The organism is Cytophaga hutchinsonii ATCC 33406, assembly GCF_000014145.1.
GTDB lineage: Bacteria > Bacteroidota > Bacteroidia > Cytophagales > Cytophagaceae > Cytophaga > Cytophaga hutchinsonii.
In genome coordinates, this window is sequence record NC_008255.1 from 164,170 (window position 1) to 182,500 (window position 18,331).

Here is an 18,331-nt window from a genome sequence, read left to right on the forward strand (position 1 = left end):
GTGCTTTTATGCTAGAATTAAAGGCTTTTTATTGAATAATACTTATTCGAGATAAAAATTCCGGATAACAACATCCAGTTTGTCCGTTTCCGTTAAAAACCCATCGTGGCCATACAGAGAATCAATGCATACATATTGTGCTCCGGAGATATGCTTCGCAACGTATTCCTGTTCGCAAACCGGAAATAAAATATCTGAAGAAATACCGATGACAAGTGTTTTAGAGCGGATAGATGCTAATGCTGCTGCAGCACTTTCTCTGTTTCTTCCTACATGATGACTGTCCATTGCTTTAGACAGATACCAATAGGAGTGGCAGTTGAAGCGTTTTACTAATTTATCACCCTGGTAATGCTGATAGGTAATAGCTCTGTAATCATCCGTTTTAGAAGAGTCTTCTTCACGCTGTGTTTCTACATAGGTCTCGTAACTTCTGTAGGAAAGCATAGCTATAGAGCGTGCCGTTTTCAACCCTTCTCTGCCTGCGTCAAGCGAAGGATTTTTCCATGTAGGGTCCATGTCTATTGCCATACGCTGCGACTCATTAAAGGCAATGCCCCAGGGAGAGTGAAATGCATTTGTAGATAATAGTATAAGATGCTGAAATAAATGAGGCTGTTGAATGGCCCACTCCATCGCTTGCTGCCCGCCCAGAGAACCGCCAATAAGTGTATGAATTTTTTTTATTTCTAAGTGTTCTCTCAGTATATCATGAATGGTAACCATGTCGCGGATGGTGACAACCGGGAAGGAAAGGAAGTATGGTTTATTTGTTTCCGGATTTGTTTCTGTTGGTCCGGTAGTGCCGTAGCAGGAAGATAGAATATTGGCGCACACGATAAAGTGTTCTTGCGGATTATATAAATAATCTGTACCAACAAGACCCGGCCACCAGGATTCTACATCGGAATTAGCGGTAAGCGCATGGCAAACCCAAATGATATTATCTTCATCTGCATTTCTGATGCCTGAAGTGGAATATTGAATGCGGACTTCGGGTAAAACAGCGCCGGACTCAAGCGTAACCGGAGATTTGTGCGTATAAATATGATACTCCATTATTGCAACGCAGTTAAACGTTCAACAATAGAAATCCCTGTAAAATACACTGTAGAAGTGTAAGAGCAGAAATGGGTAAGAGATAATGCTGTTGCTCGACTTTCGTCAAGTAGGGTGTTTTTAATCATATGCAATTAATTTATATGCCCTGTTTATTCAGGTCAGGAATTAGCACCTTTCTGGATTTGCTCCCGGAGGTTGCTAGAGGTTCAAAGAGCCCGTTCTCTCCCCTCTTCTTTATAAATCAACTACTACGTAATTGATTTTGAGTAGACAAAAATAGGCATGTCAATTAGAAAAACAAACTTTTATTTTGCATTCCACATAAAAATCTGGCGTTTGATTCAATTTATGAGCGAAAGAGCAGTGGTTTATTGTTTTAAAATAACTTCATACAGAATATTTAAAAAATGATATTGCTGTATCTTAGGGAGTTCTAAAATGAATATAGCTTAAAACAACTTTAGCTATGCATTCCCGTTATATACAATATAATATATTTAAGAGCGTATTGTTGAATTGTTCTTAAAATATTTATTTATTGCATGTTGTACTAAGTTACATTAGTGGCCACAAACCGTCAATCTTTCAATAATTCCAAATCAACTTTTTAAAAAGTACATTCAAATTCGTTTGAAAGAAAATAGTTAAATGACTCAATATAAAAATCCAAATTATTGGTTCTTGTTACTATCTGCAGTGTTAATGACCGCAATCGCAGTAATAAGTTATTTCTGTCCGAGCAAACTCCCATTTGCTACGGAAGGGGTGCCAATAAAATTGTACCGGTTAAATTATGGAATTATAGCACTTATGATTTTGCTGACAAATAATCTAACAGCAATAAGAGCATATTTGATTATTACAGGGTGGATTATGATTTTCTTTGTTGTTTCTACCTGGATAAACCTCCCAATAGAAGATGTTCTGCATTTTACCAAACAAGACAATATTTTACACTCAAATGTGGGTGTGATTTCTATTTTTATCGGAGTCATTTATAGCCAGACTCCGACAGAAAAGTCTCTATAAAATATTTAGGGCCTGCTCTTTTATTTTTTCCAGTTCCTCTTTCATCTGTACAACATAACGCTGGATATTTGCATCATTTGCTTTAGAACCAATCGTATTGATTTCACGGCCGATCTCCTGCGCGATGAATCCTAATTTCTTTCCACTAGGCTCAGGAATATCCATGGATTCTAAAAAATAATTTAAGTGGCTGCGCAAACGCACTTTTTCCTCGCTGATATCAAGTTTTTCAATATAGAAAATCAATTCCTGCTCAAAACGGCTGTTGTCTAATTGTTCGGATTTGCTGAATTCATCAAAATGCTGTCTGATGCGTGTACGAATAGCTTCGATGCGCTGTGGGTCAAATACTTCAACCTGAGTCAAGCAGTCGGCAATCGTTTTAATATATTCCTTAAATTTTAACGCAAGTGTGTTTCCTTCATCTGTCCGGAATTCATTGCACTTGGCAATAGCATCCAGCAAAACTTTTTGAATCAGCAGCCAGTCTTCCGTATTATCCGGATTTTCAACTTCAGATTCCATCGCCTTAGGCATTTGCAGTGCTAACTTAAATAAATCTGACGAGTCAACAATACCTATAGCATCAGCCGTTTCCTTAAGGTCTTTGTAATATAATGCAACCAGTTCTCTATTGATAAATACTTTTGGCTTAACACCTCCCTTTGATTGAACATCTATGCTCAAGCCCACTTTTCCACGCTCAACCGTATTGTTCAGCAGGTTTCTTATTTCAAGTTCTCTATCAGAATACTCTTTTGAAAGCCGTAGATTTAAATCTAAAAATTTAGAGTTAAGGGATTTAATTTCTACAGTAACTGAAATTTTATCGTTCTCAGCAGTCTGGGAACCGTAACCTGTCATTGATTTAATCATAAGAGAATACTTGTATTTAGCGCAATATAGTGAAAAGTAAAAAAGAACCTAAAGACTCTGAAGCGCTATGTAAGGAAAAGCAAAAAGGTCATGCACTTTTGCATGACCTTTCAGTTATTATATTAAACTAATTTATTCGCAACTAAATATTCAGCAATTTGAACTGCATTTGTAGCAGCACCTTTACGCAGGTTATCTGCAACGATCCATAAATTCAATGTTTTCGGCTGAGATTCATCTCTGCGTATGCGGCCAACAAAGACTTCATCTCTGTTATGCGCGTCCATTGGCGTAGGATACTCTAATTTAGACGGATTGTCTTTAACAATGATACCCGGAGCTTTAGAAAGTAATTCTTTTACTTCATTAACATCAAAGTCATTTTCAAACTCAATATTTACAGACTCAGAGTGTCCGCCAATAACCGGAACACGAACTGTTGTTGCAGTAACTTTGATTGAATCGTCGCCCATGATCTTGTTTGTTTCCAAAATCATTTTCATTTCTTCTTTTGTATATCCGTTTTCCTGGAATACATCAATGTGTGGCAATAAATTTAAATCAATCTGATATGGATATGCTTTTACACCATTCATAATGCCTTTACGTTCGTCAAATAACTGATCAACTGCTTTTTTACCAGTACCCGTTACAGACTGATACGTTGAAACAACAACACGTTTGATTTTATATTTTTTATGTAATGGCTCCAATACTACTACCATCTGAATTGTAGAGCAGTTCGGGTTTGCAATAATCTTATCTTCTTTTGTTAAAACATTTGCGTTTACTTCCGGAACAACTAATTTCTTAGTCGGATCCATTCTCCATGCAGAAGAGTTGTCAATTACTGTGGTGCCAGCGGCAGCAAACAACGGTGCAAGCTCTAAAGATGTTCCTCCACCCGCTGAAAATACAGCGATTTCAGGCTTCATAGCGATTGCTGTTTCGGCTGTAACTACTTTATACTTATTACCATTGTATTCTACTTCTTTACCAACTGACTTTTCAGAAGCTACAGGAATTAGTTCTGTTATAGGGAAATTACGTTCTTTAAGAACGTTAAGCATTTGGGTTCCTACCAAACCGGTAGCGCCAACTACAGCTACTTTCATTTGTTTACTTTAGTTAATTAATTAACACTTTTTAAAAAGAGTCGCAATTTACCACTTTTTTTCTCCTAATTTCACTTATTCAATCGATGTTTTTTGACTAATATTTTTAACGGTATAATATTTTTAATGTAATGATTAGGGTTGTAAAAGTCTTTTTTACAGGATGTTTAGTCTTGTTTAGTGCGTCATTAATTGCTCAGGTATATCATTTTGACACAAGAGAAATACCGATAAATTGGTATGGCAACCGAAGCGATTTTACTGTTAATGCCGTAGGTGAGTTACAATTGAGTGCTGCAGCGGGCACAACCACAGCTTTATTAAGCTGGCCAATCGACAGAACTGAAAATACTTCCTGGGAATTTTTAGTACGCTACGATTTTGCAGCATCTGCCACCAACTATGCAAGCTTCTACTTGCTTTCTTCTGCAGAGGATCTTGTGTCTTCAACAAATAGCGCATATTATTTAAAAATAGGAGGAGAATCGGGAGCAACGGATAAACTTGAATTGATTTTTCAGTCGGGTTCATCCAAAACAACCATTATAGCCAGTCAATCCGGTCTTGCCGGAGGCAATACCATTGCCATGCGGATTCGCATCTGTCAGTTACAAACAGGTGAATGGCTGCTGTTTGGAGATGAAACAGGCGGGCGTAATTTTGTTGCCATTGGAAAAGGAACACATGTTTCTTCTGCGCAGTTTTTATTTTCAGGTATTCGCTGTCTGTATACGTCTACACGCAGAGATAAATTTTATTTTGATGATATAAAAACAGAAGAACCGTTTGCAATAAAAAAGTACGAATTCAATAACGAAAAACAACTTACAATCATCTTCACCAAACCAATAAAAAATCCGCATGAAACCCAGCTAGATATTGATCTGGGGCAGGTATATACAAAACTTTTTGTTGAAAATGTACTGGAAATAAAAACGGATAATGCTATTGACCCGGGTCAATATACGATACGGGTGTTAAACGCACATTCGATTCACGCAGACACGCTGATAAGCAACCTGGCAGTTATAAAAAAAGATGCCCGCTATTATGCCGGACAGCTGCGTATTACAGAGTGGATGAGCGATCCCAGTCCTACATACGGCTTGCCGGAGATAGAATGGGTAGAGATTATAAATGTATCAGACACACGTATTGAAACGGCTCAATTGTCCTTGTCAGATCCTACTAAAAAAGTAAAACTCCCTGCGTATTCATTAAAAAAAGATTCTGCTGTTGTACTTTGTTCGGCCGGGGGATGTGCACAATTAGACATCCATAATTGTATTGAAGCAGATGCATTACCCAATTTAAACAACACGGCAGATTCCTTATTTCTCTGGGCAAACGACACCATATTGGTTGATTATATTCACTATGACATAACGTTGCTTCCCAATGATTACCGCAGAAACGGTGGGTATTCCATTGTCCGTACTAGATTGCCTCAAGCCTGCGTATACGATCAGCATCTCGCTTATGCTTCCGAACAACAGGGCGGTTCACCTGGTATTGCTTCAGGCAGCATTACACAAGTGAAACTCCGCGCTACATCCGAATTTATTTCAGATACAGAAGCACATATTTTTTTAAATGCAATCGGCTCCATTCAAGGGCAGCATATATCCGCGTATAGAACTATTAATGCAACCAGTCTGGTGATGAACTATTCAACGCAAATAGAACTGCTTTTTGAAGAGGCAATTTTGCCCGGCAACGCAATTACCCTTACCCTTGACTCCATAAAAACATGTTTAAATCATACAGATTTTCTTGGTGCACAAATTCAATTGGTTCATCCAAAAAAGATTGAAAAGGGAACTGTTTTTTTTAATGAAATATTATACAATGCATATTCCGGAGGCGTTGATTTTATTGAACTTTACAATACATCTGAAGAATTTATTCAGTTGAAAAATATATATTTTATGTATGCCGACCCGAAAGGCAGGCAGCAACAAGCGTTTTTGAAAAAAAATCTGACAATTGCTCCCAATGACTTTGTTGTATTGGCTGCGGATACAACATTATTAAAACGACAGTACCCGAACACACGTATTGAAAACTGTGCTCAAGTACCGGGTTTCATTTCATTTGCAGATGAGGGCGGAACATTGATTATGAAAAACGAAATGCCTGATACATTGGATATGATCACATTTAACGATGACTTGCAGAACCCGTTAAACAGAAGTAATGAAGGCATTTCACTTGAAAAAATAGATGCCTATAAAACATATTATTCAGCAGCAAACTGGACATCATCCGCATCCGGAGCAACACCCGGTTATATCAATAGCCAGAATTTGAGTGCACCGCCAGAAGAGTCGCAGCCTTTTTATTGTCAGCCGTGCCACATCACTACCGATCTGAACGGAAGGAACGATTATGTACTGCTGTATCTGAATCCCTCAACGACAGGAACATTTGCATCCGTAAGTATCTACACACTTGCAGGCGAACTCGTTGATAAGGTATGTGTAAATCAACTGCTTGGAAACCAAAACATATTCCAATGGAATGGACAGCAACAATCAAACACACTTTTAACCGATGGTATCTACATTGCAGTAGCTGAATGGTGGTTGCCAAATGGAAAGATGCGCACAGCAAAAATTGCTATAAGTACTTCACACTATTGAAAATATATCCTGTTTTGTGGATAAACCAAGCGTGTATATAACCTTTTTTATACTATTTTTGTATAGGTTTTTAGGTAACACGTTCATTAAATCACATTAGGGTTATTATGAGTACGAGTAAAAAGAAGTCTGTTACAAAGAAAGTTGCAAAGGTTGCCAAACCTGCTAAAAAAGCAACAGCAAAAAAATCGGCCGCAAAGAAACCCGCAGTTAAAAAAGCAACAGTAAAAAAAATCGTTGTTAAAAAAACTGCAAAGAAAGTTGTTACTAAAAAAGCAGTTGCAAAACCCTTAAAAAAAGTGGCTGCTAAAAAGGCTACAGCAAAAACAGTCATCCCTACAGCAAAAAAGACTATTGCTAAGCCTGTTTCCAAAAATCCAAAAACGAAAGAAGTGAAAAAAGACGACAAAGAAAAAGCAGGTCCAAAAGACACTGCCGGACAGACACCCAAAAATATGCCCTTGCTGAGACAAGAGCCAGCGTACCTTCAGCGGACAATGAACGCACCAAAAGATGATCGTACGCATTATTCAAAAGAGGAGTTGAAAGAGTTTGAAGCAATCATTGTAGAAAAACTTGAAACAGCCCGTAAGCAATTTCAATTTGCCAAAGAAGTACTGAACCGTAAAAACGATGAAGGTACCGACAATACAACCGGCAATATCAAGATGCTTGAAGATGGCGCAGATGTTCTTGAAAAAGAAAGTTTCAGCGCATTTGCAGCGCGTCAGCAAAAATTTATCCTTCAGTTGGAAAATGCGTATGCACGTATTCAGAACGGTACGTACGGCATTTGTATCGTAACAGGAAAGTTAATCCCGAAAGAGCGGTTAAAGCTTGTGCCGCATACACAACACACGATTGAAGCTAAAGAACAAAGAAAATAATCTCCCTGAATGAATTTCTTACAAAATCATATTGAAAGCATTATTTTCTGCGCAACAGATCCGGTAAAGCCTGACGAGATCCGTCAGTGTATGTCGGAAATGTTTGAAGCAGAAATTCCATTAGATGACATATTAAATGCAGTTGATGACTTGCTTTCAAAATATGAAGATGAAACGTTTCCGTTTCAGATCCTGCAAATAGGAGGCGGATATCAATTTATGACCAAACCGGCATACCAGTCTAGTTTGGGTATATTTCTGAAACAAAAATCAAAAAAGAGGCTTTCTACATCGGCATTGGAAACAATGGCTATTGTTGCCTACAAACAACCCATTACAAAAGCTCAGATTGAACAGATTCGTGGTGTAAACTGCGATTATGCCATGCAAAAGCTTCTTGAAAAGGAATTGGTAGAGATTCAGGGAAAATCAGACGGCGTGGGCCGCCCGATCCTGTACGGTACAAGTCAGAAGTTTTTAGAATATTTCGGGATAAACAACATAAAAGACTTACCTTCGCCTAAAGATTTCAGTTCAGAAGTCAACGAAATAGGGGAAGTAAATGACCCGGAATACAACGCATTAGCAAGTCAGGCAATCGCAGAAATCAGCGGCGAAGCAATAATCGAAGATATTCCTCAGGAAGAAATACCGGAAGAAGAACCTAACGAAGATTTGCCGGAAGATACAAGCACACAAAATGAGCAAACAGAGAACGAATAATAACAAGAGGCCCGCGAATAGCAGGCCTGCTTCGTCTAAAGGCAGATCGAATTCAGCAGAAGGCGGTCGTGGCCCTAAAAAATCATCAAATACAAGATCAACATCATCTCGCAGTGAAGAGGGGCGTTCATCACGTTCCGGCTTTGATAAAAAGACTTCATCAAAAAGACCATCTTCATCATCAAGAGGTGGTTCTGAAAGAGGACCGAAAGAAGAAAAGGATCTGTACGGTTCAAAGAGAACAACACAATCCAGAGCGAAGAAATTTGAAACATCTAAAAGAGCTGTAGGGAGAGGCCCATCCGGCCGTAAACCCGCTAAAAAATCATACACCGATAAAGATGAATCGTTTATCCCATATGATAAACGTTCAGAAGATACAAAAAGCCCTTACATAAAAAGAGGCATTGCGCAGTCAGGTGAAGACAGGCGCCCACAACCAGATAGAGGAGTAGAAAGGCGTCCAGCTAAACGTTCGGATTCAAGAGGCGGTGATGACAGAAGTCCTGCAAAACGTTCTTACACAAAAAGAGGAGAAGGTTCTGCTGAATACAAAAGCAGAGCTGGAGAAGGACGTTCTTCTGCACCTAAAAAAACATTTGGTCCGAAACGTGAAGATGATTCAAGAAGCGGGCGCGGACCGGCAGCGAAGTTTCCTAACAAACGCACCTCCGGTTCAAGAGAAGAATCCGGCGACTTCAAGCGTAAGCCAACTACAAGAAGATCATTCGATGCAGACGAAAAGGAAAGTAAGCCACGCGGCAGAAAAGAACTATCAAACGATGACTTTGACGCAGATTTCGATGCTGATTTTTCAGACGAAGACCGCAATAAAAAAGACAAACCTAAATTTGATAAGGATCAGGTAAAAAAAGGACGGAAGGCCTACGAAAACAAACTGGATAAACTTAGTAAACCTAAGCCGAATGCAGTAAAGGTAAGTGCTCCGGATTCATTCGAGATTCGTTTAAATAAATATATATCAAATTCAGGTATATGTTCGCGCCGCGAGGCCGATCAGCTTATTATAGAAGGTACTGTAAAGGTAAACGGCATTGTGGTAACAGAACTTGGTTATAAAGTTAAACCAGGCGATTCAGTTAAATACAATAACAAAGTATTGAATCCGGAAAAATCCGTATATGTATTGTTGAACAAACCGAAAGATTTCATCACTACTATGGAGGATGAGAACGATCGCAAGACAGTAATGCAGCTGGTTGCAAACGCTACCAAAGAGCGTATCTACCCGGTTGGAAGGCTGGATAGAAACACAACAGGTTTACTGTTGTTTACCAATGACGGTGAGCTTGCACAGAAACTTACACACCCATCAAACAAAGTAAAAAAAATCTACGAAGTGGAATTGGACAAACCAATCACGGCAGAAGATTTCGATAAAATTGTAGACGGCAAAATCCATTTATTTGATGGTCCGGTAAAAGTAGACGAAGCAGCTATCATTTCTCCGAGCAAAAAAATAATCGGCATTGAAATACATGAAGGCAGGAACAGGATTGTTCGCCGCATTTTTGAATCATTAGGATACGATGTATTAAAACTGGACCGGGTAATGTATGCCGGTTTAACAAAGAAAAATATTCCAAGAGGCTCCTGGAGGTATTTGACAGCAACAGAAGTAAATAAAATTAAATACTTAGACTAAAAGTAAAACTTTTCAACGAAGTTGAATAAAAAGAAATACGCATGAAAGAATTATCAGACGTTATATTAGATCGAATCGACGCTATTTGTGACGAAGCAGATTTGCTTTTTGAAGATGAGAAAAGTGAAGAAGCAATTGCAAAGTATAATGAAGCATTGACGCTGCTACCTGAACCTATTGAAGAATACGAACCTTCTGCATGGTTGATTTCTTCTATTGGGGATGTATACTTTTTCGATGAAGAATATGAAAAGGCATTGGCTCAATTTGAACACGCCATGGGTTGCATTGACAGTGAAGATAATCCTTATTTGCTGTTACGCGCAGGTCAGTGTCATTTTGAACTAGGCCAGATGCAGGACGCAGAAGATACCATGCATGAAGCATACTTAATTGAAGGCGAAGAAATTTTCGAAGAAGAAGATCCTAAATACTGGGAATTCTTAAAAAGCAAAATAACGATCGTCGATTAATAGCATTTTATATCCTATTGAGATTAACAAAAACCTATTCATACTCCGAATAGGTTTTTTTGTTAATTTGCCCGAGTTCAATTTTTGAAAAATAAAATGTATATTAAGTTATGCTTTAACCAAAACGACAACTAATGCTACTTAAAGGTATGTTAAAAGTACTTCCCTGGATTATAATATGCGCACTTGGCATTTACATCTACATAAGCTCCAGACCAATTTTTAATATTGGCGGAGAGGATGATAAGATTGAAGTAACCAATCATGTAATTATTGAAAAGATAGAATTACTGGGCAAGCTGGAGCTTTGTAAATTCTATATGAAAGATATTGTTGAACATAAGGTGATCAAGCCTTGGTACGACAAGGATTCCAAAGTTGTTCTGATTATTTCAGGCGAAGCGGTAGGATGTATTGATCTGAGAAAAATTGATTCTTCTTCCGTACAGATTACAGAAAAACAAGTTATTGTTACGTTGCCTCCGGCAGAGATTTGTTCTTTTAAAGTAGATCATCAGTCGTCTAAAATCTACGATATTGAAACAGGATTTTTTGAAGACGATAAAAAGGTTATTGACAAGGCATATCAATTAGCCGAAACAGAAATTCAAAAATCAGCAACAAAGATGGGCATTGAAAAGCAAACTCGTTTGAATGCCGAAATTATATTGAAACCTTTTTTATCTGGACTAACAGATAAAGAAATTGTTTTAAAGTAATCTTATAAATGAATTCTTCTGAAAAATTCCCACAACACAATTCCACCGGTAACTGAAACATTGAAAGAATGTTTCGTACCAAACTGAGGGATTTCAATAGCATGATCACTCAGTTTAATAACTTCTTCTGAGACTCCATACACTTCATTTCCAAAAATCAAAACGTACTTATTTTCTTTATTGATTGAGAAGTCCTGTAATGCAATGCTTTTATCCGTTTGTTCAATAGAAAGAATCTGGTAGCCATTCGCTTTTAATTTTGGCAAAAAACCAACAGCCAACGGTGCATGTTCCCATTCAACAGACTCTGTAGCACCTAACGCCGTTTTGTGAATTTCCCTGTTGGGAGGAGTTCCGGTTATACCGCACAAATAAATTTTTTCAATTTGAAACGCATCTGCTGTTCTGAAAAAAGACCCAACATTGTGCAGGCTGCGTACATTGTCTAAAACAATTATGATAGATGTCTTTTTGGTCTTTTTAAACGTCTCAACCGACATGCGGTTCAGTTCGTCCATGGATAGCTTTTTCATAGTAAATTGCCTGCAACAGGCGATTTATGCGCCTGAAGGTGTTGTGAATAACTCAATTGGCAAATGCAGTGCTCAATTATTAAATTTATCTTTTACAATACTGTTTTAACAATTCCATACGGGGCACCCATAAGCACATTTCAAATCTACACATTTGAAATGACTTTCAGTATTGTAAATAAAAACTCAAACGAATCAACATCGATTCAATAATTATTCCATTCATCCAACCAATATTGTTTTGAGTAAGACAAAAGAAGCCACAGAAACACCATTGATGAAACAATACAATGCTATCAAAGGGAAATATCCCGGGGCCTTGTTATTATTTCGTGTAGGGGATTTTTATGAAACATTTTCTGAAGATGCGATAAAGGCATCAAAGGTATTAGGAATTACATTAACCAAAAGAGGCAATGGTACCGCATCAGAGACTGCATTGGCAGGCTTTCCGCATCATTCACTTGACACATATTTACCCCGCCTGGTGCGTTCCGGATTGCGTGTAGCAATTTGTGATCAGCTGGAGGATCCTAAATCTGTAAAAGGCATTGTTAAACGTGGTGTAACAGAACTGGTAACGCCCGGCGTTTCATTTAATGACCATGTACTCGACGTAAGTAAGAACAATTATCTGGCTGCGATTCATTTTCAAAAAGACTCACTCGGAATTTCTTTTCTGGATATTTCAACGGGTGAGTTTTTAACAGCGCAAGGCGATAGACATTATATCGATAAACTTCTGCAGAGTTTTTCACCGTCTGAAGTATTGTTCTGTAAACAAAAGAAAGAAGTATTTATTGAATACTTTGGTGACAGATACAATACCTATGCACTTGAAGACTGGATTTTTGCGTATGATTTCACCTATGATTTATTAATTCGTCATTTTCAAACAACTTCACTAAAAGGCTTTGGTATTGAAGAAATGCTGGAAGGCATAACATCTGCCGGTGCTATTCTTCATTATTTGAATGAAACAGAACACAAAGAAGTTGCTCATATTACGCGTGTAAACAGAATTGAAGAAGAACGTTATGTATGGCTGGATCGTTTTACCATCCGCAACCTGGAACTTGTAAATGCGCAGCAGCTGGAAGGTGTTCCACTGATCGAAATTCTGGATCATACAAAGACACCGATGGGCGCGCGCTTATTGAAAAAGTGGCTGATTCTTCCATTAAAAGAATTAACACCCATACAGGAACGTTTGGATACGGTAGAGCTTCTGGTTAAAAATAAAGAGCTGACGACAACATTGGTTGACGAGCTCAAACCAATAGGAGACCTTGAACGACTGATCTCTAAAGTGGCTGCACGCAGGGTGAATCCAAGGGAAATGGTTCAGTTAAAGCGTTCGCTGGAACGTTTGGTTCCGATACAGCAGCTACTTAAACAGCAAGATCAGCATGTTCTGTTAAAATTAGCAGAGCAGATAAACCCGTGTGAATACTTGGCCGGCAGAATTCTGAACATGCTTAAAGAAGATGCACCGATGCTTACCAATCAGGGGAGAATCATTCGTGATGGCTGTAATGCAGAACTGGACGAGCTTCGTGCAATTGCATATACAGGTAAAGACTATCTGCTGCAGATACAGCAAAGAGAGATCGAACGTACAGGAATCAGTTCATTAAAAATATCATACAATAAAGTTTTCGGATATTATCTTGAAGTAACAAATACACATAAAGAAAAAGTGCCTGCAGATTGGATTCGTAAACAAACGTTGACAGGTGCAGAGCGTTACATTACAGAAGAACTAAAGATCTACGAAGAGAAAATTTTAGGTGCTGAAGACAAGATCAATGTAATCGAACAAAAAATGTTTCAGGACCTTGTACTTGAAGCAGAAAGTTATATAAATCCAATCTTACAGAATGCCCGCATAGTTGCTCAGATAGATTGTTTGTGTTCGTTTGCTCATGCTGCTGTTGCTAATAACTATTGCAAACCAATTGTTGAAGACAGCGCATTGATTAATATTAAAGCCGGTCGCCATCCGGTGATTGAAAAACAATTGCCGTTGGGGGAGAGCTATATTCCCAATGATATTTATCTGGATGATGAGACGCAGCAGGTGATGATCATTACTGGTCCCAACATGGCCGGTAAATCTGCCTTGCTCCGGCAAACAGCATTGATTGTGCTGATGGCACAGGCAGGCAGTTTTGTTCCGGCAACACATGCTACCATCGGTACGGTTGATAAAGTATTTACACGTGTAGGTGCTTCAGATAACCTTTCAAAAGGCGAATCAACATTCATGGTTGAAATGAATGAAACAGCAAGCATCTTAAATAATCTAAGTGGTAGAAGTCTGGTATTGATGGATGAAATCGGCCGTGGTACCAGCACGTATGATGGAATCTCCATTGCCTGGGCCATTGTTGAACATTTGCATAACCATCCGAACTTCAGGCCAAAGACATTGTTTGCAACGCACTATCACGAATTGAATCAATTAACAGAAGATTTAAAACGGGTTAAAAATTTCAATGTGTCTGTAAAAGAAGCCGGCAACAAGGTTATATTTATGCGTACACTGAAGCCGGGCGGCAGTGAACATAGCTTTGGTATTCATGTTGCACAGATGGCCGGCATGCCAACAAGCCTGGTACTGAGAGCAAATGAGATCATGGGACATTTAGAAAAAGAGCATGTACGTGAAGGGCATGAAGATAAATTAAAAGAAGTGCCGAAGTCGACCCTGCAAATGAGTTTGTTTGAAGCAGCAGATCCGGCGTGGGATTCCATAAAAAAAATATTAACGCAAACAGATGTGAATATAATGTCCCCTGTAGAAGCTCTTTTAAAATTGAATGAACTAAAACAGCTAATTAAATAGATGAAGTGTTCAGGAATATTTTAATCAATGCCAACACGAAAAAATATTCAGATGTAACAACTTGTAAACGAACTTTCTTCACTTTTTTTATTAAAAAAACGAAAAAAATCGAACGAAGGTGTTGCATAATTAATGCAAAGTGTTACCTTTGCATCCACAATTAATTAATGTATTGCGAAAGTAGCTCAGTTGGTAGAGCACGACCTTGCCAAGGTCGGGGTCGCGAGTTCGAATCTCGTCTTTCGCTCTTCTAAACGGAACCTCTTTATTGAAGAGGTTCTTTTTTTGAAAGTCTTTGAATTGCTCGGATGGTGGAATCGGTAGACACGCAGGACTTAAAATCCTGTGAACCTTAAAGTTCGTGTGGGTTCAAGTCCCACTCTGAGTACTAAAAAAGGGAAGCACTGCGCTTCCCTTTTTTTATTTTTATTGAGGTAATTTATATCCCGGCAGACTCAAATATCCCGCTTTTTGCTCTAACGAAACAATTCAAAAAAATAGATTAATCTATATAAATTCTTATATTAGGTAGTATTTCAAAGGCTATGCATCAAACAGTTATCCATTATATAGATGATGATCCGGAGGATATTGAATTTTTTCAATATGCAATAGATACTATTCACCAGCAGATCATTCTGCATACGCATACAAAAGAAGCAAGCCTGTTTGCAGCCCTGAGAAATGAGAAGCATGCCAATCAGATTCTCTTCCTAGACATAAATATGCCTGGCAAAAATGGCATTGAAATATTGAAAGAAATCCGCAAGTCAGAAGCACTGCAAAAGACTCCTGTAATCATGTATTCTACAACCAAAGATGCCAGCATTATAGAGTTGTGCCAGCAGTTCGGCGCTAATCTATATGCAATAAAACCCGTATCCTTCAGTTCAATCGGAGATATTATAAACAAAATAATTGCCATAAACTGGCACGAATTTAAACCTGAATCTAATACGTTTGTAATTAGCGCGTCAGTGTAGTGAATTATCATGAATGAATTTATAGCAAGCATAAAATCCGCTACCGCAAGTCTTCATACACAGCTTGAGCAATCAGAAATTTCCAACGTAATCATGTCGCAGCTAGTAACGGAGAAAGCATATGCCGAATATCTGTCACGTATACAATGCATGCATGAAGACATTGAAAAACACACATTTCCCATCATTCATACGATTATAAAAGATACTGCACAGCGCACTAAGTCAACTGCGATTGCAGCAGATCTGGATCAATTGAAATATGCCTCAGCAGTAAACAAAACTTTTTTAGATGCAGCACATTCTCCGGATCTTAATTTCAATTTAGGATTAATGTATGTAACGGAGGGGTCGGTTTTAGGCGGACAAGTTATTCTGAAGAATATTAAAAAACAGTTAGGCGAAGATATTGCCAGTCGGTTTTTAAATGTGTATGGCCAACAGACAGGGCATTTATGGAGATCATTTTTAATTCAACTGTCGGAATATCAAAGTACATTGAGTGAAAAAGAAAAGATGACAATTATCGATGGCGCAAAATATGGCTTTGAAAGAGTATACTCAATTCTAATGTGAGAGTAGTTTCAAATGAAAATAAAAGATATTGTTAATCGGGATCTTGTAAATCTTCAGAATTGTGATCAGGAACCCATTCACATTCCTGGCAGTATTCAGCCTCATGGTTTTTTAATTGCCATTACAAAAGAAACCTGGGAGATTCGTTTTTGCAGCGAAAATGTTATTGACTTTATTGGCTTAAGTCACAAACAACTCTTAGGTAAAAAAATTACAGAAATATTCGACGATATTTTTTTCGGTAAAGTAATTCAATGTAAAGATTATGCTGTCGGCGAATCTAAGCTTATCCAGGGAAAGATTGAAGATAAAGAATTTGACTTTACGGCACATCAAAATGAAGATGTAATCATATTGGAATCTGAGATCCATATTGATAATACGCCAAAAAATGATTTGTTTGATATGTCGAAGCAATTCATGGATTACATGGAAGATTCGCATACACTAATCCGCCTGTGCGAATTAGTGGCTAGTGGTATCAAAAAGGTAACCGATTATGATCGGGTGATGATTTATCGTTTTGATAAAGATTATAACGGAGAAGTAATTGCGGAGGCAAAACAGGACAAGTTGGAATCTTTTTTAGGTCTGCACTATCCGCATACAGATATTCCTGTTCAGGCGCGTGAATTATATATAAAAAACTTGCTGCGTGTAATCGGAGATGTTAATTACAAACCTGTACCGATTTATACCATCGATGATTCTGAAAATCAAAATCTTGATCTGAGCTGTTCAGTTTTAAGAAGCGTTTCACCCATTCATGTTCAATACCTTCATAACATTGGTGTTGGTGCAACCCTAACCATATCCTTAATTCATAAAAAGAAATTGTGGGGCCTGGTAGCATGCCATCATTACTCACCAAAGTATCTGCATTATGAAACTAAGCTTGCCGCTAAGCTGCAGGGACATTTCATTACATCACAGATTGAAATAAGAGAACAAAACGAGCAATATGCTACTTCACAAAAACTGCATCAGGCAGTTGATGATTTAATATCGAGAAAATTCAGTGCAGATCGTAATTCCCTCAAGGATATTGTAATAGATTCTAATGTATTGCAGCTTTGCAAAGCTGCCGGCATTTCAATTTTAATTGATAAAAAAGAAGTGTATAAGTCCGGACTAACGCCAGCAGACGGAGACATACAGAAGCTGGCAGAATATGTAAAACACGCGATAGATAAAGAACAATACGCGACACACTTTATAACCGCTGAGTTGCCTGATTTTAAAAATATTACAGCGAGCGGTATTGCAGGAATAAATTATCATGCACTTGACAAAACGTCTAATAGTTGCATCATGTGGTACAAGCCTGAAACCATAACAGAGGTAAAATGGGCAGGTGATCCAAACAAAGCAATTGAAAAAGATAAAAACGGACTTTCTCCCCGCAAATCATTTGAATTATGGGGAGAAAAAGTAAAGAATCAAAGCATTCCCTGGTCTCAGCCGGATTTAATTGCTTCATCTAATTTTGCGAATTTTTTACAGAAGCATCTAGGGTATATTTTTCTTGCTGAAGAAGAAGAAAAGCAACGCCAGATGACAGAAATATTAAAAGAAGTCAATTCCGAATTAGAAAACATAAACTGGATCAGCACACACGACCTTCAGGAACCCTTGCGGAAAATTCAGATTATAACCTCCTATGTATTATCGGTTGAAAATACATTGTCAGAAGCCTCTTATGAAAAGCTACAGAAGATTAATAAGTCTGCCAATCGTATGCAAGCACTTATATCAGACATTTTAAGATATACCAAATTAAAAGCCAGCACAGAAATACTGGAGTCTGTCGATTTGAAAAACATCGTTACTGAAGTTATACAGGAAGTAGATGATGCACTGGAAGCAAAAAAAGCAAACATTTATATATCCGATTTGCCTGAAATGTCGGGAATACCTTTTTTATTGGCACAGCTGTTTTTGAATCTCATCAGCAATTCTTTAAAATTTGCCGACGCGACCCGCGTTCTTTCAATTCACATTGTTCAAGAGGGCATTATAGTAAAAGAAGAACAGGAATATTATAAAATAAGCTATACAGACAATGGCATAGGATTTAATAAAGATTATAATGAATTGATTTTTAAGATCTTTTCACGATTACATTCAGTTGCAGAATATCCTGGTTCAGGAATCGGATTGGCGTTGTGTAAGAAAATAATGAAAACACATAAAGGCTTT

Annotated in this window: 15 protein-coding genes, 2 tRNA genes and 1 riboswitch (1 of these 18 cut by a window edge); of the genes, 13 read left to right on the plus strand and 4 right to left on the minus strand. The window is 38.0% G+C overall.

All coding sequences use genetic code 11. The annotated features are described in order from the left end of the window. Positions 1-42: 42 nt before the first annotated feature. Positions 43-1,059: a homoserine O-acetyltransferase family protein gene (metX, locus tag CHU_RS00695; RefSeq protein WP_011583545.1), complete on the minus strand. Its 1,017-nt coding sequence runs from the start codon at positions 1,057-1,059 to the stop codon at positions 43-45. A 136-nt stretch (positions 1,060-1,195) separates the two neighbouring features. After that, a riboswitch (SAM riboswitch) is annotated at positions 1,196-1,305 on the minus strand. Positions 1,306-1,710: 405 nt separating this feature from the next. On the opposite strand from metX, the gene CHU_RS00700 reads away from it, so the two are divergent. Then, entirely contained in the window at positions 1,711-2,091 is a 381-nt protein-coding gene (locus CHU_RS00700; RefSeq protein ID WP_011583546.1) for a hypothetical protein, read from the plus strand. Here CHU_RS00700 and CHU_RS00705 read toward each other — a convergent pair. Continuing rightward, positions 2,086-2,967 (minus strand): YicC/YloC family endoribonuclease, encoded by an 882-nt coding sequence (locus CHU_RS00705; RefSeq protein ID WP_011583547.1) that lies wholly within the window; start codon positions 2,965-2,967, stop codon positions 2,086-2,088. The genes CHU_RS00700 and CHU_RS00705 overlap by 6 nt on opposite strands. Positions 2,968-3,089: 122 nt before the next feature. Continuing rightward, entirely contained in the window at positions 3,090-4,082 is a 993-nt protein-coding gene (locus CHU_RS00710) for an aspartate-semialdehyde dehydrogenase (RefSeq protein ID WP_011583548.1), read from the minus strand. A 131-nt stretch (positions 4,083-4,213) separates the two neighbouring features. Here CHU_RS00710 and CHU_RS00715 point away from each other — a divergent pair, with 131 nt between their 5' ends. The 6 genes from CHU_RS00715 to CHU_RS00740 all read left to right on the plus strand — a co-directional run bounded on the left by CHU_RS00715 (position 4,214) and on the right by CHU_RS00740 (position 11,192). After that, a complete protein-coding gene (locus tag CHU_RS00715; protein WP_143144208.1) occupies positions 4,214-6,724 on the plus strand; it encodes a lamin tail domain-containing protein in 2,511 nt (836 codons plus the stop codon). A 497-nt stretch (positions 6,725-7,221) separates the two neighbouring features. Further along, positions 7,222-7,611 carry a TraR/DksA family transcriptional regulator gene (locus CHU_RS00720; RefSeq protein WP_041932514.1) on the plus strand — a complete coding sequence of 130 codons (390 nt, stop codon included), beginning with the start codon at positions 7,222-7,224 and terminating at the stop codon, positions 7,609-7,611. A 9-nt stretch (positions 7,612-7,620) separates the two neighbouring features. Further along, positions 7,621-8,334 (plus strand): SMC-Scp complex subunit ScpB, encoded by a 714-nt coding sequence (gene scpB, locus CHU_RS00725; protein WP_011583551.1) that lies wholly within the window; start codon positions 7,621-7,623, stop codon positions 8,332-8,334. Further along, the gene (locus CHU_RS00730) at positions 8,312-10,000 is read left to right on the plus strand and encodes a pseudouridine synthase (RefSeq protein WP_011583552.1); all 1,689 of its coding nucleotides are present in this window, start codon (positions 8,312-8,314) and stop codon (positions 9,998-10,000) included. Before scpB ends, CHU_RS00730 begins: the two co-directional genes overlap by 23 nt. Before the next feature lie 41 nt (positions 10,001-10,041). Then, positions 10,042-10,473: a tetratricopeptide repeat protein gene (locus tag CHU_RS00735; protein ID WP_011583553.1), complete on the plus strand. Its 432-nt coding sequence runs from the start codon at positions 10,042-10,044 to the stop codon at positions 10,471-10,473. Between the two features lie 149 nt (positions 10,474-10,622). After that, positions 10,623-11,192 carry a DUF4230 domain-containing protein gene (locus CHU_RS00740; protein WP_238379322.1) on the plus strand — a complete coding sequence of 190 codons (570 nt, stop codon included), beginning with the start codon at positions 10,623-10,625 and terminating at the stop codon, positions 11,190-11,192. Between the two features lie 2 nt (positions 11,193-11,194). Here the strand turns inward: CHU_RS00740 and CHU_RS00745 are convergent, their stop codons facing one another. Further along, positions 11,195-11,725 (minus strand): RNA methyltransferase, encoded by a 531-nt coding sequence (locus CHU_RS00745; RefSeq protein ID WP_011583555.1) that lies wholly within the window; start codon positions 11,723-11,725, stop codon positions 11,195-11,197. 241 nt (positions 11,726-11,966) lie between these two features. Between CHU_RS00745 and mutS the strand changes: the two genes are divergently transcribed. The 6 genes from mutS to CHU_RS00775 all read left to right on the plus strand — a co-directional run. After that, positions 11,967-14,573, plus strand: coding sequence for a DNA mismatch repair protein MutS (gene mutS, locus CHU_RS00750; protein ID WP_218164158.1), 2,607 nt, complete (start codon positions 11,967-11,969; stop codon positions 14,571-14,573). A gap of 174 nt (positions 14,574-14,747) precedes the next feature. Then, positions 14,748-14,820: transfer RNA gene (locus CHU_RS00755), tRNA-Gly, on the plus strand. A gap of 55 nt (positions 14,821-14,875) precedes the next feature. Beyond that, positions 14,876-14,961, plus strand: a tRNA-Leu gene (locus tag CHU_RS00760). 157 nt (positions 14,962-15,118) lie between these two features. After that, a complete protein-coding gene (locus CHU_RS18705) occupies positions 15,119-15,556 on the plus strand; it encodes a response regulator (protein WP_011583557.1) in 438 nt (145 codons plus the stop codon). 9 nt (positions 15,557-15,565) lie between these two features. Beyond that, the gene (locus CHU_RS00770) at positions 15,566-16,132 is read left to right on the plus strand and encodes a biliverdin-producing heme oxygenase (RefSeq protein WP_011583558.1); all 567 of its coding nucleotides are present in this window, start codon (positions 15,566-15,568) and stop codon (positions 16,130-16,132) included. Positions 16,133-16,144: 12 nt separating this feature from the next. Further along, a protein-coding gene (locus tag CHU_RS00775; RefSeq protein WP_011583559.1) for an ATP-binding protein crosses the window boundary here: on the plus strand, positions 16,145-18,331 show its 5' portion. It continues 72 nt past the right edge of the window; 2,187 of the gene's 2,259 nt are visible here — the first part of the coding sequence; it begins with the start codon at positions 16,145-16,147; the stop codon falls past the right edge of the window.